Source organism: Brevibacillus sp. AG162, assembly GCF_006715575.1.
Classification (GTDB): Bacteria; Bacillota; Bacilli; order Brevibacillales; family Brevibacillaceae; genus Brevibacillus; species Brevibacillus brevis.
Genome location: NZ_VFNO01000006.1, coordinates 71762 through 97719 on the forward strand (window position 1 = coordinate 71762; position 25958 = coordinate 97719).

The window sequence follows — 25958 nt, forward strand, 5'->3', positions numbered from 1 at the left end:
TACGCAAAAAGCTGGTGGTACCCTTCGTACCGCCAGCCTTTCTTTTCACGAGATATATTCCTGCTGCAAAATCCCCATGTGCACGAGATCATGCCATTTTCCCTCGCGAAACAAAAACTGCCGCGAGATCCCCTCTTGCTTGAAACCGAGCTTCTCATACAGCTTGATCGCCTTTTCGTTAAAGGAAAAGACGCGAAGCGATACCCGATGCAAGTTCATTTCCAAGAACGCATAATCCAGCAGCAGCTTCAGCGCTTCTCCTCCATACCCCTTTCCCCAATACTCTTTCTCCCCAATATCGATGATACATTCCGCATTGCGGTTTTTCAGGTCGATTTGGATGAGGGAGGTTATCCCGATCGGTCGATTGGTTTGGCTGTCTACGATCATGTAGCTCTTCGAGGAGCTCGCATGCAGGATGACCTGATTCACAAACCCGTTCGTATCGTCCCACGTAAAGACATCCATGGACGGGCTCGTTGTCCGCATGACTTCCACGTCATTTCTCCACGTGTGGTAGACGTCCACATCCTCCCCCGTCATTTTTCTCAGATAGATTCTCTCTGATTGAAACAACATTCTTCCTCCTCCTTATTGAACTGGTCCCAGCATCGCTCTCAATGAAAACAACAGTGCTTCCATCTGCACAGACACCTTCGTTTTCTCTGGGCCCAAATGCGCGGCATCCAGCATCAGTCCATCGATAACCGAGATGAGATAGCGAGCGATCGCCTCGGGTGGAAGCTGTGGCTTGAACTCACCTGTCGCTGTCCCATGCGCGAAGAAAGCTGCCAACACATCGACCATTTTTTCATAGCGAGTCGTGATGTATGGATAGCTTTGTTGCTTTTGTTGATCTTTCAGTGACAGGAAAAATTCTGAGTTGGCTTGGGACAGTGTTTGTTCGATTTTCTCGATCTCGGCTTGCTGTTTGTAGACCCATTTGTTGATTTGCTGCCAAGACGTTTCGCCAGCAACAGGCGCGAAAAACTGTACATCCTGTTGATCCTCGAATTGCAGCAGCTCCAAATATAAGTGCTCCAGGTTATCAAAGTAGGCGTACAAGGCTCCCCGCGATACACCAGCCTCGTCCATTACGTCTTGCATGGTGGCCCGTGTATAGCCTTTTGTGATGAACACTCGTTTTGCCGCTTGCAGCAGTTCGATTTTCTTTTTGGTTTTGTATTCGTCGCTTACTTTTGGGGCCATGGGGGTTGAACCTACCTCCTTTGAACAAAATATACAAAGATGTCGTTTTTGTTGGTGAGATAATTATAAACGACACTAATGTCGTTTTCAACTCCTCATGATTTTCCCACAATTTTCACCCCAACTTTCAATGGAAGTCGCCGCAATGTCCAATCAATGAAAAAACCATGGCATATTCTGTGTTAGATTGTCATGAAAGGATGAGGGCATTCTTGAAAAGAAAAAAATCGAAGGATCTGAAGAAAGTCTTTAGACGTTTGATACAATATGGACCTTATCTGGAACGTCGTCGAGACCTAAGCAATCATCTGAGAGATGAATGTAATGAGTTGAATCCGAATAATCCGAGTGGGGCTTTTTGTTGTTACCATTGTAGTAGATGTGCCATATATGGTAAGCGATATGGTGACTATGACTGCAACTATTGTAACTCCGCAGAATGTAGGGGCCGGTGAACAGCGTATTTAGGTATAGAAAACGCAAAAAAGCACCCTGCTTCACCAGTAACAGTGATCCAGGGTGCTAAAACAGCAACTCACTCTATTGCGTCCGATCCGGTATGACAAAGGAAACCGTTGTTCCTTCGCCTGGCTTGCTCGTGATAGACAAGCCCTTCCCGTACATTTGCGTCAGTCTTCGATTCGTGTTGGACACCCCGATTCCGCCTCTTTCCTTCTTCGACAAATCGAGAATTTGCCGCACAGTCTCCTCCTCCATTCCGACACCGTCATCCTTCACCTCAAAAAGGGTGGCATTCTTTTGCCGGACGATGCGGATATGAAGCGTTCCTCCCTCTAATCGAGTTAGAAGACCATGATTAATTGCATTCTCAACCAACGGCTGAATGGTAAGCGGCGGGATCAGAAGATCGATACCCGATTCAGCATCCCATTCGATCGTTAATCGCTCCCCAAACCTTTCTTTTTCAATGTAAAGATACGCTTGGACGAGCTCCAGCTCATGGGAGAGTGCAACTTGTTTTCCTGTATTCAAAAAGTCAAAGCTGATATGCAAGAAGGCGGTAAACGCATCCCCGAGTTTACGCATCTTCTCTGTATCAATGTCGCTCAACGCCATAATCGAGCTAAGTGTGTTGAACAAGAAGTGCGGGTGAATCTGCGCCTGCAAGTAGGCAGCCTCCATGCGCAGTCGTTCATCGACCGTTTGCTTGAGCATCGTCAACGACCAGACACGATATTTTAGCTCCATGCCATCGACTGGTTTGCATACATAGTCATTCGCACCAGACAAATACCCGGTGTATACATCCTCAGACTGGCTGCGCGCCGTTAAGAGCAAGATCGGAAGCTCTGAAACGGAGAAGTGCTCCCTGACCTTTTGCGTCAGCTCATAGCCCGACATATGAGGCATCATGACATCGATGATAAGCAAATCCCACTGCTCTGTAAAAAGCAGATCGAGCGCGTCTTTTGGCGATGTGCACGTAGTGATTTGATAATGCGAGGATGAGAGCATTCGATCCAGCACCCTTAAGTTAACCGGGTCGTCATCGATCGCTAATATTTTCGCCTTTCTTTCTACAAACGCATGTGCAGCCGTTTGCTGAAAAGCCAAGATATCTGGCGCTTCACTATGCCTCATCTGGTTGATAGCCTTCACTTGATTGCGCTTATCTATCTGCTCCGCATATTGGCTCTCTGCTGCTTCCATCTCATCTGTACTAACCACGGGCAGCGAGAAGCTAAATACCGATCCTTTGCCCGGTTCAGAGTCGACTCTCAGCTCGCTATCATGCAGCTCGACCAGCTGTGTACAAATAGCAAGACCGAGGCCGATTCCTCCACCACTGTTCGTTGCTTGAGCTCCCTGCTCATATGGCAAAAATATACGTGACTTGGTATGCTCATCCATCCCGATTCCTGTATCTGATACATAGATCGCCAACTGTTCGTCTACGATGTCAGCGGAAACGACGACAGATCCTTCTTCCGTGAACTTCAGTGCGTTGTGAACAAGATTGAATAGAATCTGGACGAGCCGCTTCTCATCTGCCAAGATGGGCGGGATGGACTCTGGTATATCCATTTTCAGTTGAACAGGCTTGCCTTCTACCATGTAAGTGAGCATGCCGATGATACCGGAAACAACCGATTGAATATGCAAAGGCTTCTTCTGCAACACGATATGCTTGTCCTGCAACCGTACGACATCTAGCAAATCGTCCAGTAAATGCGACATTCTGCGGCTGATCGTGATTAACAGCTCCATGTCCTGCGTGCTGCGACCACCCATGACATGCTTTTCATTGTTGACGACGGTCTGGGCGATATTCATGATGCCATGCAATGGCGTTCTCAGTTCGTGCGAGGTATGGGCGAGAAACTGGTCTTTGAGCTTGTCCGCTTCTTTCAATTGCTCCGTTAGCTTTGCCTTTTCCTCTGCATTGCGAAAGAATCGCTTGAACCAATACGCAGAAAAACTGACAAGAGCAGCAATCAGGTCGAGCGGATAAAATACGTACTTGATATCGATGACTTGATATTCCACGATTGCGGACCATATGACATTGGAAAAAATACTCGTTGCAGCAATAAGCAAAAACACAGCGTCATGCTTGTTTTGCATGAGCATGCGGCTGATTCTGAAAATAAACAATAGCAACGGGCCAAAATAAATCATGACTAAAAATGGCGTTCCAGCTAATATATACACCCATTGTGCCGTTCCCAGTACGATGACTGCCGAATAAAGACTGAGTATGGAAAGATACGCGCTGAACGGTTTTGTATATTCTTTCTCCCCCTGTTCCGTCAGGCTTCTCACCAATACGATCATCAGCAAAGGCTGCCATATGTAGGCGAGCACTTCTACCTTGATTGCCCATGTATAATCGATGGGGAGCCAAAGCAACAGCAGGTTGTCATAATCAGATACAGTCTTTATCCCCACGCAGGATAGCAACAGCAAAAACACCAGAAACTCTTTGTGACGGGCATTCAATATGTACAGGATGCCGGCATACAAGCCATGTAGCGATAAAATGAGGAAGGTTGTCATCTGGAAGCCGATAGAATACCAACGATCGGTGTCAATAGCGGCCTGCGACCCGAAGTAAATCGATCTGACGATGCCCCCCTCTATTGGATTATGAAAGTTGGCCGTTCGGACAAGCACTTCAATGACCTTTGCATCACCTGCAACGTACGTAACCGTGAAGGATGACTTCCGCGGCGTGTACGCTTCCGCTGTTGCCGCAGGCATTCCGATTCTGGCCAAAATCTCTCCGTTAACCTCTACGGTAGAAGATGCCTCCACTTGCGGTAACCATAAGGTGTATGGCTGATGTAGCGGTTGATCGACCAAGATCCGTAAACGGTATGTTCCATAGCCAAGCGATGACGGAGAGTCCTTGGAAAAAGCGCTGCTCCAATTGCCAGGTACTTGAACGTATTGTCGTTCGTAATTCAATGATTGCTGGAAATCTTTATGTGTGATCAAAGAATCAGGAAAAAACTCCCACTCCCCGTCCAGTGAAATAGACGGGGAATTTTCAAAGTCCCACCCGCGCATATCAAGAACCCCTTGAACCACAGGCGGATGCTCTGGAAGCGCATGAAACGAAAACCAGAACATCCGAAGCCCTAGTAGAAATGCTAAAAACAAGAGAAGAATCAAAAGATACTTACTTATGAGTGCTTTTGAATGACTCCGATTATGGTTGCTTCGCTTTATCATAGTATGCATCTTTCGACATACTTCGGATTATCCCTTGTCAAATTGCAGTTCCACAGTCCTATTTTTCTCACACAAACTGTCTACTATCGTTATTTCGCCCAAACCGATAAATGGCGATCAAGGCAATAACCGTAGCGAATGCGAGCAAAATGGCCATGTTCAAATACAAGCTCCCCAGACTATGCCCTTGTTGCAGCTTATTCACCGTATCGAGCAACCAATGCTGAGGCAAGAATGTTGAAATTTTGCGCACAGTGTCCGGCATGATTTCCATTGGAAAGAAGCAGCCGGCCAGAAGGCACGTCGGTACAATGATCAGGTTGGAAATCGCTCCGGCACCTGCTCTACTCTTCGCAAAGGCAACGATCATCAGGGACAGGGCGATAGCCCCTAGCGCGAACACGAACAACGGCAGAATCATTTGACTATACGAGACGCCTGCATCTATGCCGAAGACGGTTTTCATGACGAGCAAGGTCACGAAGATTTGCAGCAGCAAAATCAACATGCTGACGATAATATTCGAGAATACATAGGATCTGGCCGACATCGGCGAAGAAAGGAGTCGCAAAAAGGTGCGATTCCCTTTTTCTTTTAAAATGATCTCTGACATGTCCACCGCTGAAAACATCATGAACATAATAAGGAATCCAATCGATTGATTCGTCATCCGCGTCACGTTTGAGTTGTTTTGAAGCGTTACCGTACTGAGCTTGTAGCTTTGCTCGTGGTATGCCTCATACAGCTTCGTGAACTTTGCCTCATCCGCCTGTGCCGCTTTTCCAATCGCGGCAAGATTGCCGATATAACTGTGCAGCATGGCCTTCACGTAGGCAGTAACCTGCTCACCCTTTACGGATACAATATTCAAGTGCGCTGGCGCCCCTTCCCGAACGCTGGCAGCAAAACCTGGCTCGAAAACAATTCCGCTATCCAGTTCACCAGAAACGATTTGTTCACGCATTGTCTGTTCGTCGATAACTGTGACCTCAACATGATTCAATCTCTCGATAAACCGGATCGAATCCTGCGTGATCACCTGGTCCCCATCCTGATTGATGATTCCTACATGGATCGTGCCGCTGCCTGCATTGCTGTAGATGGTAAGAGACAGCAGAACCCCTGCGATCGGCAACCCCAAATAAGTGAACCAGCTTTTTTTGCTGCGAAACGTCTCCATCAGCGTTTTCCGAATTAGCCATACCATTTCACTCATACAAAAACCCCCTCTCGTCTGCGCATCGTAATAACAGAAAAGATGATGAACGCCGTGGCAATGCCCACATTCATCGCAATCGCAAACCATGCGCCTGTCGGATTGTCTGTGTAGATCATTTGCAGCAGACCTGTATTTACCCAGTGAAGGGGAGAAAGATTGGACAGGAGGCTGAAGAAGCCATCCGATTGATCAATTGGAAAATAGGCACCCCCTGCAAAGGAGGCGACTTGCGTAAAAATATTGTTGATTGCCCTTACCCCTTCGCCTTTGAAAAGAAAGCTAATACCGAGGCCCAAGCTGACCGCAAGCAGCACCTCTGTCAAAAGCACCAGGATAACCATCCCGTAATGGCTGCCCCAATCCGCTTTGAACACGAACTTGCTGAATAAGAACACAGCTAGTACGAAAAACAGGTTGATCACCGTACACCCGATCACTTTTCCGGTAAAAATGGCACCTTTGCTTACAGGCGCTGCCATTAATCGAATGGCCGTTTTTTTCGTTCGCTCTCCGCTGAATAAATAACTGGCATTGAACATCGCGTAGAGCCCAATCATCGTGGTCATTGCCATCGCGTAATAGTCGATGGAGCCCGGTTTTTTATTCGGATTCAAGGTCGTTTCGCGAATAAATTCATTGTTTTGTCCGGCAGCTGAAAGAGTAGCCGCAGCAGTCTCTGGGTCTACCTGAAAGGCTGCGGATGCGAGCGAGTAGCGATCTGCAAAAGCAGTTAGCATCCCGGCAAGGATATTGCTTCCGATCGCATTCTCACTGCTTCCATAAAACTCAATCCCTTCATCACTGACAACTGCGTACCCCGTATAGCGATTCGCTCTTATTTCCTCATGCCCGTCTGTGCCTGATTCCGCTTCAACGACCTCGACTCCATTTTTTCCGATAGTTTCTATAAAAGCGTTCCACCCCGTCGATATTTGCGCGTTCGTCCAGTTGCTTTTATACAACAGGCGCATGTCATCCACAGTCCTCGTGTCATCGAATGCATTGGATAGGGCGGAACCTAATATCAGCATCAAGATGATGGGTAGTGCTAGCATAAACATAAACGTTCTCTTTTCGCGAAGGCTGGACTTGACTTCTTTTACAGCGATACTCCATATATCCATGGCAAAGCCCCTCCTCTAGTCTCGCAAGTTTCGACCGGTTAAGGTCAAGAACACAGTCTCCAGATTCGGCGCTTGCTCTTCAACGGAGCGGATTTCTACCTGATCCTTGATTAATTGTTGAATGATTCGGTTCAGGTTGTTGATCTCCGTTTTGGAAACGATTTTGATCGTATTCTCTTCTTGAAGCACCGCATCCACACCAGCAATCGCCTTTAGAGCTTCGAGGTTTAACGGTTCATCTGCTCTGACGCCAATCCAAATTTCCTTCGCGTCAGTAATAATCGCTTTTAACTGCTCCTTCGATCCTTCTGCGATGACTTTTCCATGGTCAACGATGGCAATGCGAGTGCAGATTTCTTCGACTTCCTCCATGTAATGGCTCGTATAGATGATCGTGCAGCCCATGTCGTTCAGCTTGCGTACCGAATTCAAGATATAATTGCGTGAATGAGGGTCAATCCCGACAGTAGGTTCGTCCATGATGATCAGCTTCGGCCGATGGGCAATGGCGCAAGCGATGTTTAACCGACGCTTCATCCCGCCAGAAAAGTTTTTGGGAAAGCTAGTCGATTTGTCACCGAGACCTACGAATTCAAGCGCCTCTTCCGTCCGTTCGCGAAGCAGTGATCCACGCAGTCCGTACAAGCCAGCAAAAAACCTCACGTTTTCATAGGCAGTCATATCCTCGTAGATGGCGATATCTTGTGGCACGATGCCGATGTTCATTTTGGCGAATTTGCTGTGTTTCTCAATGTTTTTTCCCAGCAAGGTAATCTCGCCCTTTGTTACGCGCAACAGGGAGGCGATCATGTTGATGGTCGTGCTCTTTCCCGCTCCGTTGGCCCCCAAGAAACCAAAGATTTCTCCTTCACGCACGTTCAGAGACATATTGTCGACGGCGACGAAATCACCGAATTTTTTCGTTAATTGACGAATTTCCAATACATGACTCACGTGACTCACTCCCTTCGTGACTATGTCTGCATTGTAATAAAAAAGGATGCCCCTATGTCAGTGCATAAGTTCATCCCCCGGTATGAGAATTCTCACGTTGTTTCTCATGATCTTTTTCATTCGTTGCGATAAGGCAGCAGTGTGGTCACGCTAAAGCCTCGCGTACCGTCTACAATCACTGTTCCACCAGCGGAAGCAGCTCTCTCCTCCATCCCGAGAATGCCAAGCCCTTTTACAACCTTTTCTGCGCCGGCCCCATTGTCTGTGACCACTGCTTTTATGAAAGTGTTCAGCACCCGTACCTCTAGAGAAATCGCTGTCGCCTTTGCATATTTGAGTGCATTCGTAACCGCTTCCGTTGCATTTTGCTGGATGATTTTCCACTGAATCGGTGTAATGACGTCAATGTCTCCATCAAAAGTAAGCGTGGCTGTCACTGTCTCTCTCGCAGACAGCTCATCAACAAACAACCGGAGCCGATTGATCCCCAGCTCCTCTGGCCGTGGCTTCACATCCTTGAGTGTCACTCTGATTCGCTCCAGCCCTTCCTTCGATATGGCGATCGCATTGCGAAGCAGCTCGGATGCCTTGTCCTGATCAGTCGCCATCAGCAGTCGCGACGCTTCCATCTGAATGAGCGCACCTGCCACCGCATGCCCTACATCGTCGTGAATTTGTTGAGAAAGGCGATTGCGCTCCTCCAGTTGAATCGTATAAGTCGACTGGCGGAAGTATTCGCTGCTCTCGTTCAAGGAGCGGGTCAAGCTTTGTAAATCCTCTCTCATCTTCTCCCGTTCAGCCTCTAATCTGCGAAGCTTGTCAGTTAGCATGCTGCCACTCCTATACAGCAAATAGCTAAGAAAGGCCGTCAGTAAATACAAGGGCATCCATTCAGGTAAAACAATGAATAAAGGCAACAGCATACATCCAAATACGACCAACCTCTGCATATTCGCCAAGAACGCGAGCTCCAAAATGTGGACTGGCAAGAGCAACACAAATAACGGGTCCAACACAAGTGTACTTGCTACCACGAACACGATGGATATCCCCATAAACAATTGCTTATGATTCCTCTTTTTCACAATGAGAATAGTGAGATTAATAGCCAAATACAACAAGTACACAAGCATTTGCCAAGGGTCAATTTCAGAAGTGGGATGAGCAAGAAAAGAAGTCACGATGATAAATCCAAGCACCGCTGCCTTATTAGCCATTGTCCATAACTCCATCGGTGGTGGCCTCCTTTCAATCAGACATGTTCGTTTCGCCCGTCAAATAATAGATGGCGATCTGCGTACGGTGTTCCAGCGCTGTTTTATTCAAGATGGAAGTAATGTAATTCGCAACTGTTCCCTCGGAAATAAACAGCTTCTTGGCGATTTCTTTGTTCGATAGCCCTTTGGCGATCTGCTTCATGACATCGAGCTCGCGTTCCGTAAATAAGCTTTGGTCAATTTTGCTTTCGGTAGGGATGGCTGCTGTCGCTTTGGAAGGAGCAGTAGTGGACACAGTATCCCCAGCGTTACTCCCTGCATTCAGGTTCATTTTGATCTTATCCAGGACGACATCCTGCAGCACATGATGGTTGTTATAGACACTCTTGATGGCATCTCGAATGCGGTTGGGATCATTGTTTTTCAATAAATAGCCGCGTGCCCCAGCTTGAATGGCTTCGAGGACAAATTCATCATCGTCGAATGTGGTCAAAATGAGCGGTTTGACCGTAGTCTCGGCAGTCAGCACACGAGTTGCTTCCACTCCATTCATGTTCGGCATCCGAACGTCCAAGAGTGCTATGTCTACCTCGTTCTGTTTACAAAACGTCACCGCTTCGACCCCATCCTCTACACTCCCCACTACTTCAAACTCCTCGAAGCTCGTCAGGATGATTTTCATGCCTTCCCGTATAAACGAATTGTCGTCTGCGATCAACACTTTGATTTTCAAAACAGCTTGCCTCCCGTCGAACAAACCCTCGACCGCATAAAGAGCGGACGTATCTATTTTTCCCAATATTACCACTGTCCCGCTTTGCTTCACAATTGTAGAATCTCGTCCCTAATCGTCCTCACTTTCAGGTCACGCATGGAAAAATTAACACTTCGAAAATGTATAGACACGAATGCGCTGTGTCAGTATGATAAATTACCTAAGCCCTCGTAACCAACATACCGAGGCCAATTTTTTGAATGGAATACTCTATGGAGGGGAATTTGTGGAAACAGCACAACTAAATAAATCGGCTTGGAACACTGGGGCTTATCAAGCGTGGCTGAAACGCTTTGGAACACCTGCTGAGGCAGCGGTCAAAATTAAAGAAGCCCCCCAAAAGCGAATCGGTAAAGTATATGAGCACATGGGGGATATTCGCGGCAAAAAGATTATCAATTTACTCGGTTCAAATGGAAACAAAGCCGTTGCACTCGCCTTGCTAGGTGCCGACGTGACCATCGCCGATTTCTCTTATGAGAATGAGCAGTACGCCAAAGAACTGGCTGCAGCTGCCGATGTTGACCTGACTTACATCGTATCGGATGTATTGCAGTTACCTCCAGATGTATTGTCTGGTGAGTATGATCTCGTTTTTATGGAATTCGGTATTCTTCATTACTTTTTGGATTTAACCGAATTATTCCAGGTGGTCAACTCGCTCCTGCGAAAAGGCGGCGTGCTCGTCCTCCAAGATTTCCATCCGGTATCCACAAAACTCATCTCCTCACGCGGAACGACTGCTAATATCCGCAAACATAAAGTAACAGGCGATTATTTCGATACCTCGCTTGAGGAAAAGGACATTGCTTTCTCCAAATTCCTTTCGAACGGGATGAATGACACTGAATCAAAAGTATTGTTACGCAATTGGACATTAGGGGAAATTGTTACGTCCATTGCAAGCAAAGGGCTGTGCCTGAAAATGCTGGAAGAGCTCCCGAATCTTTCATCGGAAGTTTTTGATAAAGGAATCCCGAAAACCTTCACGATTATCGCCGAGAAATTATAACGAACGTTTGCCATTATCTTCATAAATTCCTACTACCGAATAGAGGAGGCTCTCCCTCCTCTTTTTCTTTCACGCACTGATAGACTGACGGTCAGTCATATGGTAATCTTTATTCAACCACTTACTGACAATCGGAGGAGGCGCCGATGAAAAGAATCGTGAAAGACCCCACAACACGGCGAGCAGAAATATTGGAAGCCGCCGGGGAGCTGTTTCGAAATCAGGGTTATGTCCATACAACCGTGGATGCAATCATTCAAAAAGTGGGCGTAGCGAAAGGAACCTTTTATTACTACTTCAAATCGAAGGAAGAGATCCTCGAAGCATTTGTCCAGTCCATGGTCGATACACTTTGCGAAGAATATAAAAAAATCGCAGATGACTCTACCTTACCTGTCATGGAGAAGGTTCGCCAGATGCTGCGCAGCCAGAGCCACCCCATCGACAAGCAAGCCGAATGGATGGAAAGCTTGCATCGCCCTGAAAACAGAGAGCTTCACGAGCGTCTGAACATCGCCATTATCGTAAAAATTGCCCCTGTCCTTGCGCAAGTCATTGAACAAGGAAATAAAGAAGCTGTCTTTCATGTCGAGAATGCCTTGGAGACCGTTCAGTTTCTCCTCGCTGGCTCGCAATTTTTGTTGGAATCAGGCATTTTTCATTGGGAGCAAGAGGAACAGACAAAGCGTCTACAAGCCATGCAGGTAATTATTGAAAGATCACTGGGAGCTGCGCCGGGGTCCTTCTCGTTTTTGTAATGGATGAAAGGGAAGAAAGACAATGAACGCTCATGATAAAGCCTTTCGCAGATTCCTGATCATTTGGTCAGGGCAGCTGTTTTCAGCGATCGGAAGTTCTAGTCATGCTGTCCGGTCGAATGGAATTATGGCACATCTATTTGGGGGTCGGCATCAGCTCGATCTCTGCCGCTATTCTAAGCCCAGCCTTTAAAGCAGCCGTCTCCGATCTAGTTTCGGAAGAGCGGTACTCACAGGCAAGCGGGCTCATCCAACTGGCAAGTTCGGCTCAATATCTTATTTCTCCACTGGTTGCAGGGTTTCTTCTCAGTGCTTTTGATATCCAGCTCGTCTTACTCATCGATATGATGACCTTCCCTCTTGCTGTGGGCGCCGTGCTGATAATTATGAAACAGGATGCCACTCCCCAGAAACATGACAGACAAAGCTTTTTTTGCGAAATGTCTGAAGCCTTCCGCTATCTTCTTTCCAAGACGCTCGGTATCGCCCTTTCTGTATCTGCATCGGGCATGCTCGTCAGCAGTCTTTTGATCGGACTTTTCGGTATGGGAAAGAGCAAGGTACTCATGCTGTCCTTCTCTCTCGTACTTGCTGATGGCTGGGTCAAACGGTCGGGCAGATCATCGGAACGGGAGCGGGCAGAGGGATTGGCTTTCCGTTTGTTCTCTCTGGCGTACTTGTTGCCATTCTCGGAATTGTGATCGGGCGTGTGAGAAAGATACGGGATTTGGAAGGAATGTCACTGAAAGGTATCCATTCGAACAAATAAAAATATTTTCTCAAAACCTATGCAACCTATTCATATTTTCTTCCGTCTTGAATGTCGAGTTCATGAGACTTACACCTAGAAGGAGGAAGATTCAAATGAAAAAAGCGATATCTACTTCGTTGGTTGCTATTCTACTCGCAACAAGTGTACCTGCTGCTCTGGCGGCTGACCTGGAAGTAAAAGGAAAAGGGAACGGCAAGCTCGAAGTAAAGATGGAAGCAAAAGATAAATCAAAAGAAACTTCTGTCAAAGAATCTGATACCGATACAGATAGCGACGATGAGGACTCAACCGAAGCTAGCACAGAATCCAACATCAAAGACGTAAAATTGAAAAAACAGCTGATCGAGCTTCGCCAAGAGCTCAAGCATACGGCTGAAATCACAGAAGATCAAAAAGCGAAATACGAGCAACTGGTAGCTGAACTGGAAAAAACCACTGACAAACGTGGAGCTTTGGACGTACAGCTTGAGCTTCTTCAGCGCACGTACCAAAAAGGAGATCATACACCATTCAAAAAGCTTGGAGAACTCCTTGAGGAAACAGGCTCAACAGAAGTGAAAGCATTCGTGGATGGACAACAGGTACAAGCTGACGTAGCACCGTTTGTACAAGGTGGAAGAGCTTTGGTGCCTGTACGTGCCATCAGCTCCGCATTGAAAGCGGAAGTGAACTGGAAGCCGGAGACTCGTACCGTTGAAATTACGCGTGGCGAAAAATCCATCACGCTGTACCTCGATAAAAAAGAAGCAACTGTAGACGGGAAAACCATTTCTCTGGACACTGCACCTGTACTAAAAAATGGCCGTGTATTCCTGCCTCTGCGCTTCATCAGTGAACAGCTGAGCGCGGAAGTAAAATGGCAAGAAGAAGGCAAAATCGTCATCATTGACGACATTCAAGCCTCTAACGAATCCGAGCAAGATACAGACTCTGACGATACATCTGCAAAGTAATACAGGCAAAAAGCCCTCAGCTATATGAGGGCTTTTTGCCGTAAGTTCTACCTTTGCTCGTCTGAAAACAAGAGACGTTTTGCCTTTGTTACGCTCCAAACCGCTGGCGATATCCACATCTTCTGCATAATTCCTCAACAGCTTCCCTGCGAGAAAATCCTTCTACCAGATTATTGGCCCGCTCGCCATCCACAATATCAGTGAAAGAGGTCTGATTGATATTCCCTAGATTAATAACCCCTTCCCCATCGAGACAGCACGGCACAACGGTTCCATTTTCAAGGATCGCCGCTTGCGTGCGCAGTCCATGGCAAAAGCCTTTTCCATCATCCTCAGGCGCTGTCAGACTCGGCCACTGGAATTCGTAATCTTGGTTCAAATAAACACGGTCATCGATTTTTACCCCGCTGCCCGGCACTACTTTTTCTTCAATTCGATAGTCCAGCCCAAATTCTTTCTCAATCACTTCGAGCGTCTGGCGGTTTCTACTCTTTTGAATGTTCGTAGCGTTATCCTGTGTCAAATTCCACAGACGGAAAGAAAAAATCACTTGATGCTCCTGAGCTTCTCGAACAAAGGAAAGAATTTCCCGCAAATAACCTTCGCGGTCGGTTGAGCCGATATGTCCGTCAAAACTGTGAAGCGAGAAGTTCATTTGTCGGAGCGCAGGCTTGCCCAGCAATTTATGCCGATTTTTCGCGATCAGCGTCCCATTTGTGGTGATGTTGACCTTGAAGCCTTTCTCATGACTGATATCGAGCAGCTCATCAATTTTGGGATGGAGAAGCGGTTCCCCTTTGACGTGCAGGTAAATGTAATCCGTGTGCGGTTTGATCTCATCCAGCCTTTTCGCAAAGTCTTCTACTTTAATAAAACTTTTACTGCGCTCCGTTGGCGGACAAAAGGTACAGGCGAGATTGCAAACACTGGTGATTTCTATATAGACTTTCTTAAAGGTTTTCAAGATGTTTTCCCCATTCCCGATGCCTATGAATTTGTGGCAGTCGTTTGTTGCTACAAACATAGTAACATAGGAGTGCTCAGATTAGAGCAATATGCGATTCTGTCTAATAATTCCTATTCGGCAAAAAACAAACCTATCCACTCACGAATTGTGAAGGCTGAGATTTGTTTTCTGATACAATAACTTCATCCAGTACGAGTTGGAATGATTGGAGTGATAAGGATGAAAGGTGAAAACCAAATCTACACTGATTTTGGGAAAATGTACTATGATATTGATGAAGCAGCCAATAACTACTACCGTATCTTCTTACAGGAATACCTGATGAATGGAAGATTCCCAGAAATATATACATCTGAACATACGGCAAACGCATCCTGCGCCAAACAACTTCTCAATCATTTGCAGTTTGAATGGAATCCCGTTCGCTTATTAGCTTTACTATCTACACTTGGCGCTGCCTTAGGAATGGAACGCCCTGTGCCCGCTTTAGATTTTTGTACGATGATTGAAGGACAATCTCTTATTTGCTCTCCATATGTTGATTACTATCTAGATAAAAAAGATATTCTTCTAGCAACATTAGAAATGTTTGCAAAGGACGAAGAAGAGTCGTAGTTCCATTCTACTCGATCTTTATTACACGCCTTGCATAGACATCACAATCAAAATTCCCATCGCTGCAAACGAGCTCCTTAATTCCTTCATCTCTATAATGGGGAGACAGCGGCACCACGCCCAACATATAATATCCGCCATGTGCAGCTGCTCCCCCATCTCCACCTTTTGTATAGCGGGGAATCTACGAGCTCATACAGATATGGATCGTATGCGATATACACACCAAAGCCATTCGGTTTCTCCAAGTCTGCGTCATAGTAATACCGTTTTTCCATACCGATATCCTCTAAAAGACCCTGATCAAGATGTTCACTGAAAATCCGCTTAGTTCCTGCCCCACATATGTACTCCCATTCATCCTCTGTCAGTAACGAGAAGCCTTGCTGGTCAAACTCCTTGATAACCTCCATGAAGTTAACCAAACGCCCATCCGCATGGACGACTTGCTGTACATTTCTTTCCACAAGCATCGGGGGAATCTCTACTTCTCTTACTGGCGAAAATACGCTTGAAAGATAGTAGAGGGCATCCTGTTCAAAACCAGCGATCTCAAGGTCGCTCTGCATCGCAGACAAAATGAATTCGTCTTGTTCCACTAGCTGATTCCATCCCAATCTCACTTTACCGCCTGGTACGAATACAAACTCGCAGCCGTCCAGCTTGTAGATGCCAGTTGCCAGAGTCAGTTTGCCTGAAGGAAAGCTCTCTACGGTTTTGCATGTAAAGGCATGACCTTTATAACCTTCGAAGGACTTGAGCCATTCTTTTTTCTTCCATAGATAGCCAGTTGTTCATTTGCAGGTCGTTTATGGATTTCATCCGATTTTTCACCCACTTGCTTTTTCGTAGTCCTCTTTTAGCATTCCGTAAATCTCTAGATCCACGATTCCTTTGCCCGACCATAGCGTTGCTTGTCTGAGCGTTCCTTCCTTCATAAAGCCATTCTTCAACAATACTTTCTTGGAGGTCTCATTCGGAGGCATCACTTCCGCCTGTATTCTGTTGACGTTGACAGCCATGAACAAAAAGTGGAGCAAGATATTTACCGCTTCCGTCGCAATCCCTTTTCCCCAATGCGATTCGGACAAGAAGTAGCCAATTGTCACCATGTTTACCTTTTGCTGAAAGTCGAAAGCTTCGATAATGCCAAGCAAGTGATCGGGGTTATCATTGGCGAAGATCCCCCATTTGATCCTGGATTTTTTCAAATAGTCTCTCTCAAAATGCCCGATCATGTTTTTCACTGTCGCTTTATTATGCTTGGGGATAATTCCGCAGTATGCAAATACGTTGTCATTACTGTAGATTTCAAATACTTCGTCCACATGCTGCTCTTCGATTTTCTTCAAGGTGAAACGATCTGATTTTAAAATGGGAAACTGGTTAAACAGTACGTCAACGTTCATGATTTCAGCTCCATCTTTTGAGAATTCCTTACTTCTTACTTTTTCCAAAGTGACTCTTTTTCCTCCTGATCCAATCGATAGTCATGTCTCGCATAGCCCCCCTTAACAAGGAATCGGTAACCATGATGCGATGATCCAGTTAGAGGTACCATCTGTAAAACATGGATTAACGAAGTCAAGTGAATCCACCTATTAATGCCAGAAATATTTTCAATCAACTCTTTCATTTCCTAATATTTCCTTTTATAATAAAAATGTAAATAAATTACAGGTGGAGGTCTTGAAATGAAAAAGTTGTACAGCCTATTTCTTGCCATTTGTTTAATGGTAGTTTTCAGTGTCCCTTTTGCTTCTGCGGCAGAAGTCAATGAGAAAGCCACACCTATACACAATGAAAGAGTTATCAGTATCTTAAAGAAAAACAATATTGACTTTAAAATTGCAGATGGTAATTTAAAGTTAGTCGAAACATCACCTGAATCTATAGCTAAAGTCAATAAATTGCTTGTCTCAGAGTTCAAACCCAGCCTTAAAGCTGCTGTTTCTTATCCAACTCCCTATGTGCATATGAAATTGCATGACATTAAAACCTCACAGAAATTCATCGCAGCAACAAAAACAGCTTTGGCAGCAGCCGTTATTGAATGGGCAAAAAATAAAGGAGTACCAGATCCACGTAAAATTGGTGTAGCCGCTGCTGGTGGATTCGCTGCCTATTATTTCATAAACACTGATAAAGAAGACTTGTATTTTTATATTAAATACTCCTACAGAGAATTGTCGGCAGGTAAATTTGATATGAACGGGAACTTTATTGGAGACTATGAAATCAAAAAAGAAATAAGAGTTACAAAAAACTCAAATTATACTGGTGGTAATCTTGAAGTAGATGTAAGAAAATCTTCTATATTAGACCCTTGGTTCTGAGATGAGGTGAGATGATTAAAACTTTAGGATACTTTATTACCTTCGTACTCAACTTGATAGTAGCTTACTTTATATACGATCAATCCAGCTATGTTAAACCTCTATTGCAATCTATTTTTATAGTTGCTTTGATCGTTATAATGGATTTAATTACGAAAAAAAAGAATGAAAAGCACAAATAAGAACCAACTAAACAGCCTTAGTCCATATTTCTATCGGACTAAGGCTGTTTTAAATATGTCCTCTTACTCATTGGAAGCGTTGGTTAAACTACGTCTTCCTCTCGGTAATACATACAGACAAATAGGGGACAAGATCTTGGTGACAATATGCATGCTACAATGTACCCGGATTCTCCTGAGTGGAGCGAAGCGTTCGGGACTTACACCCTAAAGCTATCGCCTGGGCGCACTAAAAAACGAGGGCATGGATCACTCCAGCCCTCGTACTTATTTCTACTAATTCATCTAAATGAGCATCCCCGCAATCGCTGCACTCAAAAGATTCGCCAAGGTTGCCGCAACTACTGCGCGCAAGCCCATCTCCGCAAGGTCTGATCTTCTTGAAGGAGCAAAGCCGCCCAAGCCGCCAATAACCATAGCCAGCGCAGCCAGATTGGCAAAGCCGCAAAGGGCGAAGCTGATGATCACAACACTTTTTTGCGACAAATTCGCAATCTCAGGTGCAAAAGCCGTGTACGCGACAAATTCGTTGAGGACAATCTTTTGCCCGATGAAAGAACCGGCTTTTAGCGCTTCCTCCCACGGAACCCCGATCATAAAAGCAATCGGCGCGAATAGGTAGCCTAAAATGTGCTCAAGCGTCAACGCTTGTACTCCCACTAACCCGCCAAGCCAGCCAATAATCGAGTTCAGCAAGAAAATCAACGAGATAAACGCGAGCAACAGCGCACCGACACCAGCAGCCACTTTTAGCCCGTCCGAAGCTCCGCGAGCAGCCGCATCAATAACGTTTCTAGACTCCGTATCTTTCATGACTTCCACATGTTCCACTCTGTGTGGCTGTTCTGTTTCCGGCATCATAATTTTCGCAAGCAACAGACCACCTGGCGCTCCCATGAATGCTGCGGCCAGCAAATACTCAATGGGAACACCAAGCATCGCATACCCACCGATAACCGAACCCGAAACGCACGCCAGTCCGCCTGTCATGACAGCAAACAGCTCGGACTTGGTCATTTTCTCAATATAAGGCTTTACGACAAGTGGCGCCTCAATCGGACCCAAGAAAATATTTGCAGAGGCTGACATGGATTCCGTTTCGCTCGTTTTGAGCACCCGAGACAAAAATCCACCAATAATTTTCGTCGCCCACTGCATGATTCCGAGATAATACAGGACCGAAATCAAGGAAGAGAAGAAAATAATGATCGGCAATACTTGCAGGGCAAACGTAAAGCCTGCATTTTGTGCACCCAGTATCCCGCCAAACAAGAACTGAATTCCGGCATTCGTCGAATCGATGATGCTTTGAACGATCGACGCCAAGTACTCCAGAAGCTTTTTCCCAAAATCCCATTTCAGTACGACTAAAGCAAAAATAAACTGAATCGCAAACGCACCAATGACCGTCCTCGGATGAATCGCTCTGCGATTTTTCGAAAACGCAATGGCTATGATTAAAATTCCCAGGATGCCGAGAACTCCCCAAATGTATTGCATGAACATATCCTTTCTGTATCGCCAGCTGTGTCGATATCTAAGATGACTTGCTTTGTTCTAGATCGCTTTTTTCGCTAATTCTGTCATGTAATCAAAGAATGCATCACGATCTACGTCATAAACCACATGTACCGGGCGTCCGTCAGCCGTCTCAACAGTCCGGCCTTGGCTTGCCCCTTCTGTAATGACGATGCTGTTAACCGTTTGCACCTTTACAAGATCACTATTGCCAACAAATGCTGTGGTTAATACATCCCACAGGTAGTAAGTCGAGTTGGTCGAGAAGTGTACGAGCGGCGGCACCATTGCATAGCATTGACCCAAGAAATCGACACCGATATGCTTGCGCTCTTTTGCCCAGCGCTCACGAACATCCAGTGTCAGTGGGACCTGGTTCGTGCTCTCCAGTGCGACCAAATCAATCTCCATTCCGCTTTCCCATACGCGAGCAGCCGCTTCCGGGTCCCAGAATACATTCCACTCTGCGGTTCCATCGTGCTCAGGCTCATGCACGTTTCCTTCTTCGCGGAATGTTCCGCCCATCCACACTAGGCGCTCTACTTTTTCTTCGATGGTCGGATCGATATCCAATGCACGCGCAAGGTCAGTCAAAGGACCGGTAAACAGCAAGGTTGTTTTTCCTTCCGTTGCACGCAGCGTTTCAATCATGTGAAGATGAGCAGGTTTGTCTGCTACTGGCGTAATCACTTCTCCTGCTTCATTGAGCAAGGGCAGTGCGTCTACATAAAATGCATGCATGCGCCAGTCCTTTGGAAAAGGATTTTTCCCGCGGGAATTGGACTCTGCTACATCCAAACCGCCGTTACCGAAACGATCAATGATTTTCCGGCTGGCAAACATCGCTGGTTCCAAGTAGCAATCCGCTGGAATGACGGATACCCCCGTCAGATTCACATTGTCCATTTGGAGCAGCAAGAATAAAGAAATTAAATCATCAACGCCGCCATCATGGTTAAAGTAAATGTTTTTCTTCATCATTATTATCTCCAATCTCATACATGAACTTGTAAGAAGTACAAGTAAACCACTATTATTTGGAACCCTTCAAAAAATAATACTAAAGTTTCACTAAAAAATATACAATCATTATGAACAAGCTGTGGACGAAAAAGAGACTATCCTCCAGTAGAAAATCTACTTTCGCGACAGCCTCTATGCCCCTTTATTTGTTTAACAGATGGAAAACTTGTTCTACGTCTTTGTCACCCCGTCCTGAAAGATTAACAATCAGGATCTGCTCCGGTGAAAGAGTGGGAGCCAACTGCAAGGCATACGCAATGGCATGTGCGCTTTCCAAGGCAGGAATGATTCCTTCTGTTCTCGATAATTCTTGAAAAGCAGCCAACACTTCTTCATTCGTCACCATGTAGTATTCCGCTCGTCCACTTACTTTTAGCTGGCTGTGCTCTGGACCAATACCAGGGTAGTCCAACCCCGCAGCAATCGAATACGTTTTTTGCGGTTCCCCATTTTCATCCAGCAATACGAGGCATTTAAAACCATGGATGACGGCTGGAACTCCTTTGGTCAAGGTAGGTGCCTGATCAGGCTCAACACCAATCAGACGTACGGATGGTTCCTCTATATAATGGGCAAAAGCCCCAATCGCGTTACTGCCGCCGCCAACAGCAGCGATGACCGCATCCGGTAAACGCCCTTCTTTCTCCAAGATTTGTCGCTTGGATTCTTCACTGATAATCGATTGGAAATACTTTACCATCGTAGGGAAAGGATGCGGCCCAACCGCAGATCCCAATAGATAGAACGTGTTTTGATAGTTTTGAACCAAATCATTCAGCGCTTCATCAACCGCATCCTTCAATCTTCCTTGTCCTTTGGACACCGCTACCACTTTTGCGCCTAAAAGCTCCATTCGAAACACATTCAGGGCTTGCCTTTTCGTATCCTCCGCTCCCATATAGATCACGCATTCCATGCCAAACATCGCGCAAACAGTCGCGGTAGCAACTCCATGCTGTCCTGCACCCGTCTCGGCAATAATACGATGTGCACCCATTCGCTTTGCCAGAAGGATTTGACCGATGACATTATTGATCTTGTGGGCACCGGTATGGTTTAAGTCTTCCCGCTTTAGATAAATTTTGGCACCGCCGAGTTTTTCCGTTAAATGACGAGCAAACGTCAACGGATTTTCCCGACCTATATATTCTTTCAGATAATACTTGTACTCTTCGATGAATTCCTCATCATCTTTATACCTTTCGAATTGTTCAGCCAAATAGTCCAACACTTCCTGCAATTGTGGAGGGACAAAGCTTCCTCCGAACTCCCCGAAATATCCCTTTTTAGTCTGTTCTGTCAACGACATGCTCATCTCTCCTCAGCTATAGCTAGTCCTCAATCCTTCCTTGCATTTTATAAGATCAAAAGAGAGTGTGTCAATTTAGTTTTATGATTATTCAGAATTCATTAGTTTTTTGGTAAGTTTTACAAAACCATCATTTTAGCTTCATATTTCCCCAATATAGATCGGGTAGTCTAACAAAAGCAGTTCACTACGTCGTTTTTTCATTCGGAGGGGTATGATGAAGATTCGCTTTCAAAAGAAAGGCTTTCTGATCGCAACAATTGCGGCTCTAACATTGATCGGTACACAAGGAGCAGGTGCAGCACAAAATGTAACGGGAGCACCCGTTGTAACCGAAATTCATGAGTGGAAAAATCCTCCTGCGCTCGCTGAAGGTATTAAAGAAGGCGGTTTCTCTGGTCTGGTGCATCTTCCTAACGACCCTCCTTCTATCTTTTATACATTGGCTGACCGTGGACCCAATGGGCAATACGGCAAGGACGAGCTACGTACGTTCCCTGACCAAAACTACACACCACGCTTGTACAAAATCAAAGTGGAGAATGGAAACATTCACGTTTTGGAAACCATCAAACTGCGTTTGCCACAGGGCAAGATCAACGCTTTTACGAAAACGAACGATATCAGCGGATTGCCGAATCTCGCTGGCCCTGATGAAGTTCCCTACGATGTAACGGGAACAAAAAAGATTAGTTACGATCCAGACGGTTTGGATTTGGAAGGCATCACTTACAATCCAGTCGACGATACTTTTTGGTTGTCCGACGAATACCGCCCATCCATCATCCAAGTAAAACGTGACGGCACAATCCTGGGCCGCTATGTGCCAAAGGGCACCAAAGAAGCCTTGGTTGCCGCGGGCGCAAAGATGGAGATTTTTGATACTTTGCCAGCCGTCTATTCCAAACGCATTGCAAACCGTGGCTTTGAAGGTATCACCATCTCGCCAGACGGCAAGTTCTTGTACACTTCCATTCAAAGTCCGATGGCACTCCCTGATAAAAAGACAGGCGAATCTTCCCGTAATTTGCGCATTTTAAAGATGGATCTCGCCACCAAAAAAGTCGTAGGCGAGTACATGTACATCGCAGAGAACGCGAAAGATTTCGTGAAAGTGAAACAGAAAGACGTCGTTATCAGTGACTTGGCCGCACTCAGCCAGGATGTTTTACTGATTGACGAGCGAGACAAAAATGCCGGGGCAGACGTACAGCTTAAGCGTATTTACAAAGCAGATTTTTCGAAAGCAACCAATTTACTCGGTACGTCAACAAGTGAGCATGACTTCGAAAAACTCACCGTTGCCCAAGTGAAAGAGCAAGGAATCGTGCCTGTTTCCAAGGAATTGCTGGTGGATGTAGCCAAGCTGAATTATCCGCATGAAAAGCTGGAAGGCTTGGCGATTGTGGATAAAAACACGATTGCCATTGTGAATGACAATGATTTCGGCGTAGATGGCTATGACGAGAAGGGTAAGATTAAAATCAACAGCAATCCAACGCAGATGTATGTGATTAAAGTAGGTAAGGATTTGAAATAAGAAGGAAAAGAAGAAGTCCTGCGCTTCAAAAAAGTGGTGGGACTTCTTTTTTTGCTTCATTGTTGAAATAGAAATATCCACGTGAATGTAAGAAATGTTATTAAACCACTTTTAGTTGGAACTTCAAATACAGTCGGAGTAAATAGTATAAGGAAAAGCCTCGCGGTTGATTTATGTCCGCGAGGCTTTTAACTAGTCATTCGTATTTTTAATTAATACAACTTCGATAAAAATTCAGTAAATGTTGAAGCGATTGGGGTGATGGCTTCTCTTTGCCATTCTTCTAGGGATTTTTCTTCTAGTTCTTGCTCGTCCAGGTCTCTTTCCGAAACCAAATATTCGTGGTCAGCAAAAACAACAATTGGTTCAGCATGCTTCCCATTGACATAATCAAAGCAGATAGAACCACCTCCTGCATCGTATCCGATAGGAATCACTCCATCAGGCAAAGAGTCCTTTGTTTGCTCATATGCTAGCAATATACGGTAACTCCCCACCTTTCTACTAAGGCTAAAGAATGAATTAAACACTTTTCCTTCTACTCGTCCGTAATCAAATCGGCATGGAACTGGAGCTCCTGCATTATTCTCAAGCATACACTCTACGAAATCTTTCGGAAAGCGTACTCCTATTGCAAATTCAACTTCTTCGATATCTTGAATGTCTATTTTTTCTGTGCAGCATTCAAATGTTACCTGCTTTGGAATTGTCATACCATTGCTCCCTGTTAATAATTTCGATCCACTTTACTAATATCGGAAATTCTTACATTTCATTGAAACAAAAAAAGAAGGGGCATGATCCCCTTCCTTTGCCACTCATTCGATTTCTTCTGCTCTTTCTATAACGACTCCCAGGTGTTTTCCAGCCACTGATCAAAATCAGCACCTTTTTCTCCCTCGTACGTATCATAGATATCGCTTCTCATTTTTTGCAGTTTCTCTTTGAATTCCTCGAACGTATGACCTTTTGGCAAGCTTTTCTTAATTCTTACCAGGGCTTTCGTTGCTCCTTTGATCAAGTCGCCTTTTTTCTGAGCAGGTAATCGAACACCTTCCCCAAATGCTTTCAGTTTTTGAAAAGCAGTCTCTTGCACTTTATACACCGTATCGTTTTCCATCATTCGCGTCAGTAATTGAATCGTTTGCTCATGCTTCCACTGCCCTAATTCTTCAACAGCCTCTAAGCGCTCTCTCCAATTCGATGTTCGATTGGCAGCTTTCTTTAATTCCTCAAAGTTTAGAGGAAGCTCGTTTTTGATTACAGGTTTATTCAATCAAATCTATCTCCTTCTGACTATCATCCTTCTATTATGACACTACGCCACACGAATAACACCACCTGCTCACATATAAATTTCTCGAACAACTAGGTCTGTTCCCGTCACCTCATGAATAAAATGAACGGTATTTCGCCAGTTCCCCTGTCGTCTATACATTGAGAGGAAAAAGGGAGGGTTGCCTATTGTTAGCAGTCAGGAAGAAGAAAATATCCCTTTGGGTGATCAGCGTAATGATGCTCTCTGCCATCCTGTTGCTCTTTGTGCCATCCGTAGAAGGGGCACAGGGCAAGGGATCTGAAGCATCCACAAACACAAATGTTTTAGCCGCAGCCAAAGTCGCACCAAAGGGCTTTTATGCAAAATGGGAGATGGATGTAGGTGGAACACGAGGATGCTCCACCTTGTGCTGGGAGTATTTTTACTTCATCAACGATAAGCAGGTTGCAACCACTTTCCCAGATGGCGGAATAGATGCACTCAATTGCAGTAAAGATAAATGTCTGACGTATCAAATCAAAGGGAACAAACTCACGCTCAGTAACGGAAAATCGTATACGTTCAAAGTCAAATCAGCAAACGAACTGGAGATCAATGGTGGAAAATTTATCAAATACGCCCCCTCTACTGGGTTGAAGCTTCAGGGTAAGTACGAGTCTTTCAGCTATTCCTCCAACGTTCTTGGTACTGGCTATGCAAGCTCAATCACCTATGTATTCAATAAAGACGGTACCTTTGTGGACAGCAGCCTCGTGGGCGTCATCAAAGATGGTTCCAGTACAGGAGATAATTCGGGCACTTCTACTAGCGTCGGATCGGAGTCCCAAGCATCTGGAACCTACCAAATTACAAACTATACCATCACTCTGACCTATAAGGATGGCAAAACGAAAAAGCTCCTATTTTTCCTCCCTGAACAGCCAAGTCTAAAAATGCTGCGCATCGGTGGTCGCGACTTTTTGCTCGCGGATGGAAACGCCTCGAAGCCTCAGCCCCCTGAACCGCCTTTTGCAGATTTTCTCACAACCAAAAAAGTAGCAAAAAAACAAGTACTCTTTACCTTCAAGCCAGACAAGAGCGATCAGTATGACAACATCAAAATTACCCTGCAAGGGTACCAGTGGGCAAAGCTGACGATTGAGCCAGCTTATGTCAATTCTTTTAAAGGATTCGGTGATAAGGGGATTGTCGCGCTAACGGCAAAATATCGTATCGATAATGGGTCAGCTCAAACGGTTAAAGTCAACAGCTTGCAAGTTGCGCTTGATTTGCCTGATTCCAAAGCCAGTGTAAAAGCCGCAATCGGATTGACCCCTACAGTCAAGGATGAGTTAAAAGCAGGTGAAAGCGTGGAGAGCATGCTGGTCATTTTGGTTCCAGCGGAGCATTTTGACAAGAACAAGGATTTCAAGCTGTGGTTTGGTCCATTGCTCAACCTGAAAGGCCAAGATGTGTTTCAAGAGGAATGGCCCAACTTCAACATTTGGAAGAAACTATAGT

Annotated in this window: 24 protein-coding genes; 8 read left to right on the forward strand and 16 right to left on the reverse strand. The window is 45.4% G+C overall.

Translation table 11 applies throughout. The annotated features are described in order from the left end of the window. Window positions 1-45 precede the first annotated feature (45 nt). From FB479_RS18975 to FB479_RS19010, 8 genes are all read right to left on the reverse strand, one after another. The gene (locus tag FB479_RS18975; RefSeq protein WP_088910684.1) at window positions 46-579 is read right to left on the reverse strand and encodes a GNAT family N-acetyltransferase; all 534 of its coding nucleotides are present in this window, start codon (window positions 577-579) and stop codon (window positions 46-48) included. Between the two features lie 12 nt (window positions 580-591). Continuing rightward, window positions 592-1209, reverse strand: a complete 618-nt coding sequence (locus FB479_RS18980) for a TetR/AcrR family transcriptional regulator (protein WP_142066343.1) — start codon at window positions 1207-1209, stop codon at window positions 592-594. 540 nt (window positions 1210-1749) lie between these two features. Next, window positions 1750-4914 carry an ATP-binding response regulator gene (locus FB479_RS18985; RefSeq protein WP_142066344.1) on the reverse strand — a complete coding sequence of 1055 codons (3165 nt, stop codon included), beginning with the start codon at window positions 4912-4914 and terminating at the stop codon, window positions 1750-1752. 58 nt (window positions 4915-4972) lie between these two features. Further along, window positions 4973-6121 carry an ABC transporter permease gene (locus FB479_RS18990; RefSeq protein ID WP_142066345.1) on the reverse strand — a complete coding sequence of 383 codons (1149 nt, stop codon included), beginning with the start codon at window positions 6119-6121 and terminating at the stop codon, window positions 4973-4975. Then, window positions 6118-7248, reverse strand: a complete 1131-nt coding sequence (locus FB479_RS18995) for an ABC transporter permease (RefSeq protein ID WP_142066346.1) — start codon at window positions 7246-7248, stop codon at window positions 6118-6120. Before FB479_RS18995 ends, FB479_RS18990 begins: the two co-directional genes overlap by 4 nt. 15 nt (window positions 7249-7263) lie before the next feature. After that, complete coding sequence (locus FB479_RS19000) at window positions 7264-8202, reverse strand: ABC transporter ATP-binding protein (protein WP_142066347.1); 939 nt, start codon at window positions 8200-8202, stop codon at window positions 7264-7266. Window positions 8203-8318: 116 nt separating this feature from the next. After that, window positions 8319-9434: a sensor histidine kinase gene (locus FB479_RS19005; RefSeq protein WP_142066348.1), complete on the reverse strand. Its 1116-nt coding sequence runs from the start codon at window positions 9432-9434 to the stop codon at window positions 8319-8321. A gap of 16 nt (window positions 9435-9450) precedes the next feature. Beyond that, window positions 9451-10152, reverse strand: coding sequence for a response regulator transcription factor (locus FB479_RS19010; protein ID WP_142066349.1), 702 nt, complete (start codon window positions 10150-10152; stop codon window positions 9451-9453). A gap of 268 nt (window positions 10153-10420) precedes the next feature. On the opposite strand from FB479_RS19010, the gene FB479_RS19015 reads away from it, so the two are divergent. The 4 genes from FB479_RS19015 to FB479_RS19030 all read left to right on the forward strand — a co-directional run bounded on the left by FB479_RS19015 (window position 10421) and on the right by FB479_RS19030 (window position 13689). Beyond that, window positions 10421-11206, forward strand: a complete 786-nt coding sequence (locus FB479_RS19015) for a class I SAM-dependent methyltransferase (RefSeq protein WP_142066350.1) — start codon at window positions 10421-10423, stop codon at window positions 11204-11206. 146 nt (window positions 11207-11352) lie between these two features. After that, a complete protein-coding gene (locus tag FB479_RS19020) occupies window positions 11353-11964 on the forward strand; it encodes a TetR/AcrR family transcriptional regulator (RefSeq protein ID WP_106652335.1) in 612 nt (203 codons plus the stop codon). Between the two features lie 104 nt (window positions 11965-12068). Next, window positions 12069-12665 carry an MFS transporter gene (locus FB479_RS19025; protein WP_232030086.1) on the forward strand — a complete coding sequence of 199 codons (597 nt, stop codon included), beginning with the start codon at window positions 12069-12071 and terminating at the stop codon, window positions 12663-12665. A 163-nt stretch (window positions 12666-12828) separates the two neighbouring features. Further along, window positions 12829-13689 carry a copper amine oxidase N-terminal domain-containing protein gene (locus tag FB479_RS19030; protein ID WP_142066351.1) on the forward strand — a complete coding sequence of 287 codons (861 nt, stop codon included), beginning with the start codon at window positions 12829-12831 and terminating at the stop codon, window positions 13687-13689. An 88-nt stretch (window positions 13690-13777) separates the two neighbouring features. Here FB479_RS19030 and FB479_RS19035 read toward each other — a convergent pair whose 3' ends face one another. Next, window positions 13778-14653 carry a radical SAM/SPASM domain-containing protein gene (locus FB479_RS19035; protein WP_106652333.1) on the reverse strand — a complete coding sequence of 292 codons (876 nt, stop codon included), beginning with the start codon at window positions 14651-14653 and terminating at the stop codon, window positions 13778-13780. 222 nt (window positions 14654-14875) lie between these two features. Here FB479_RS19035 and FB479_RS19040 point away from each other — a divergent pair, with 222 nt between their 5' ends. After that, window positions 14876-15271: a hypothetical protein gene (locus FB479_RS19040; protein WP_106652332.1), complete on the forward strand. Its 396-nt coding sequence runs from the start codon at window positions 14876-14878 to the stop codon at window positions 15269-15271. 92 nt (window positions 15272-15363) lie between these two features. Here FB479_RS19040 and FB479_RS19045 read toward each other — a convergent pair whose 3' ends face one another. Together FB479_RS19045 and FB479_RS19050 are read right to left on the reverse strand one after the other, a co-directional pair. After that, entirely contained in the window at window positions 15364-15870 is a 507-nt protein-coding gene (locus FB479_RS19045) for a hypothetical protein (RefSeq protein WP_142066352.1), read from the reverse strand. A 231-nt stretch (window positions 15871-16101) separates the two neighbouring features. Further along, window positions 16102-16680: a GNAT family N-acetyltransferase gene (locus FB479_RS19050; RefSeq protein WP_142066353.1), complete on the reverse strand. Its 579-nt coding sequence runs from the start codon at window positions 16678-16680 to the stop codon at window positions 16102-16104. A 285-nt stretch (window positions 16681-16965) separates the two neighbouring features. On the opposite strand from FB479_RS19050, the gene FB479_RS19055 reads away from it, so the two are divergent. After that, on the forward strand, window positions 16966-17607 hold the full coding sequence (locus FB479_RS19055) for a hypothetical protein (protein WP_106652329.1): 642 nt from the start codon (window positions 16966-16968) through the stop codon (window positions 17605-17607). A 467-nt stretch (window positions 17608-18074) separates the two neighbouring features. On the opposite strand, the gene FB479_RS19060 is transcribed toward FB479_RS19055, so the two are convergent. The 3 genes from FB479_RS19060 to trpB all read right to left on the reverse strand — a co-directional run bounded on the left by FB479_RS19060 (window position 18075) and on the right by trpB (window position 21639). Continuing rightward, window positions 18075-19289: a NupC/NupG family nucleoside CNT transporter gene (locus FB479_RS19060; protein ID WP_106652328.1), complete on the reverse strand. Its 1215-nt coding sequence runs from the start codon at window positions 19287-19289 to the stop codon at window positions 18075-18077. Window positions 19290-19346: 57 nt separating this feature from the next. Continuing rightward, window positions 19347-20285, reverse strand: a complete 939-nt coding sequence (locus FB479_RS19065; RefSeq protein WP_142066488.1) for a nucleoside hydrolase — start codon at window positions 20283-20285, stop codon at window positions 19347-19349. 187 nt (window positions 20286-20472) lie between these two features. After that, window positions 20473-21639, reverse strand: coding sequence for a tryptophan synthase subunit beta (gene trpB / locus FB479_RS19070; protein WP_142066354.1), 1167 nt, complete (start codon window positions 21637-21639; stop codon window positions 20473-20475). A gap of 217 nt (window positions 21640-21856) precedes the next feature. Between trpB and FB479_RS19075 the strand changes: the two genes are divergently transcribed. Further along, the gene (locus FB479_RS19075; RefSeq protein WP_142066489.1) at window positions 21857-23179 is read left to right on the forward strand and encodes an esterase-like activity of phytase family protein; all 1323 of its coding nucleotides are present in this window, start codon (window positions 21857-21859) and stop codon (window positions 23177-23179) included. A gap of 212 nt (window positions 23180-23391) precedes the next feature. Here FB479_RS19075 and FB479_RS19080 read toward each other — a convergent pair whose 3' ends face one another. Next, the gene (locus tag FB479_RS19080; RefSeq protein WP_106652324.1) at window positions 23392-23892 is read right to left on the reverse strand and encodes an SMI1/KNR4 family protein; all 501 of its coding nucleotides are present in this window, start codon (window positions 23890-23892) and stop codon (window positions 23392-23394) included. A gap of 128 nt (window positions 23893-24020) precedes the next feature. After that, entirely contained in the window at window positions 24021-24455 is a 435-nt protein-coding gene (locus FB479_RS19085) for a HEAT repeat domain-containing protein (RefSeq protein WP_142066355.1), read from the reverse strand. 188 nt (window positions 24456-24643) lie between these two features. On the opposite strand from FB479_RS19085, the gene FB479_RS19090 reads away from it, so the two are divergent. Further along, the gene (locus tag FB479_RS19090) at window positions 24644-25957 is read left to right on the forward strand and encodes a hypothetical protein (protein ID WP_142066356.1); all 1314 of its coding nucleotides are present in this window, start codon (window positions 24644-24646) and stop codon (window positions 25955-25957) included. The last annotated feature ends 1 nt before the right edge of the window (window position 25958 follow it).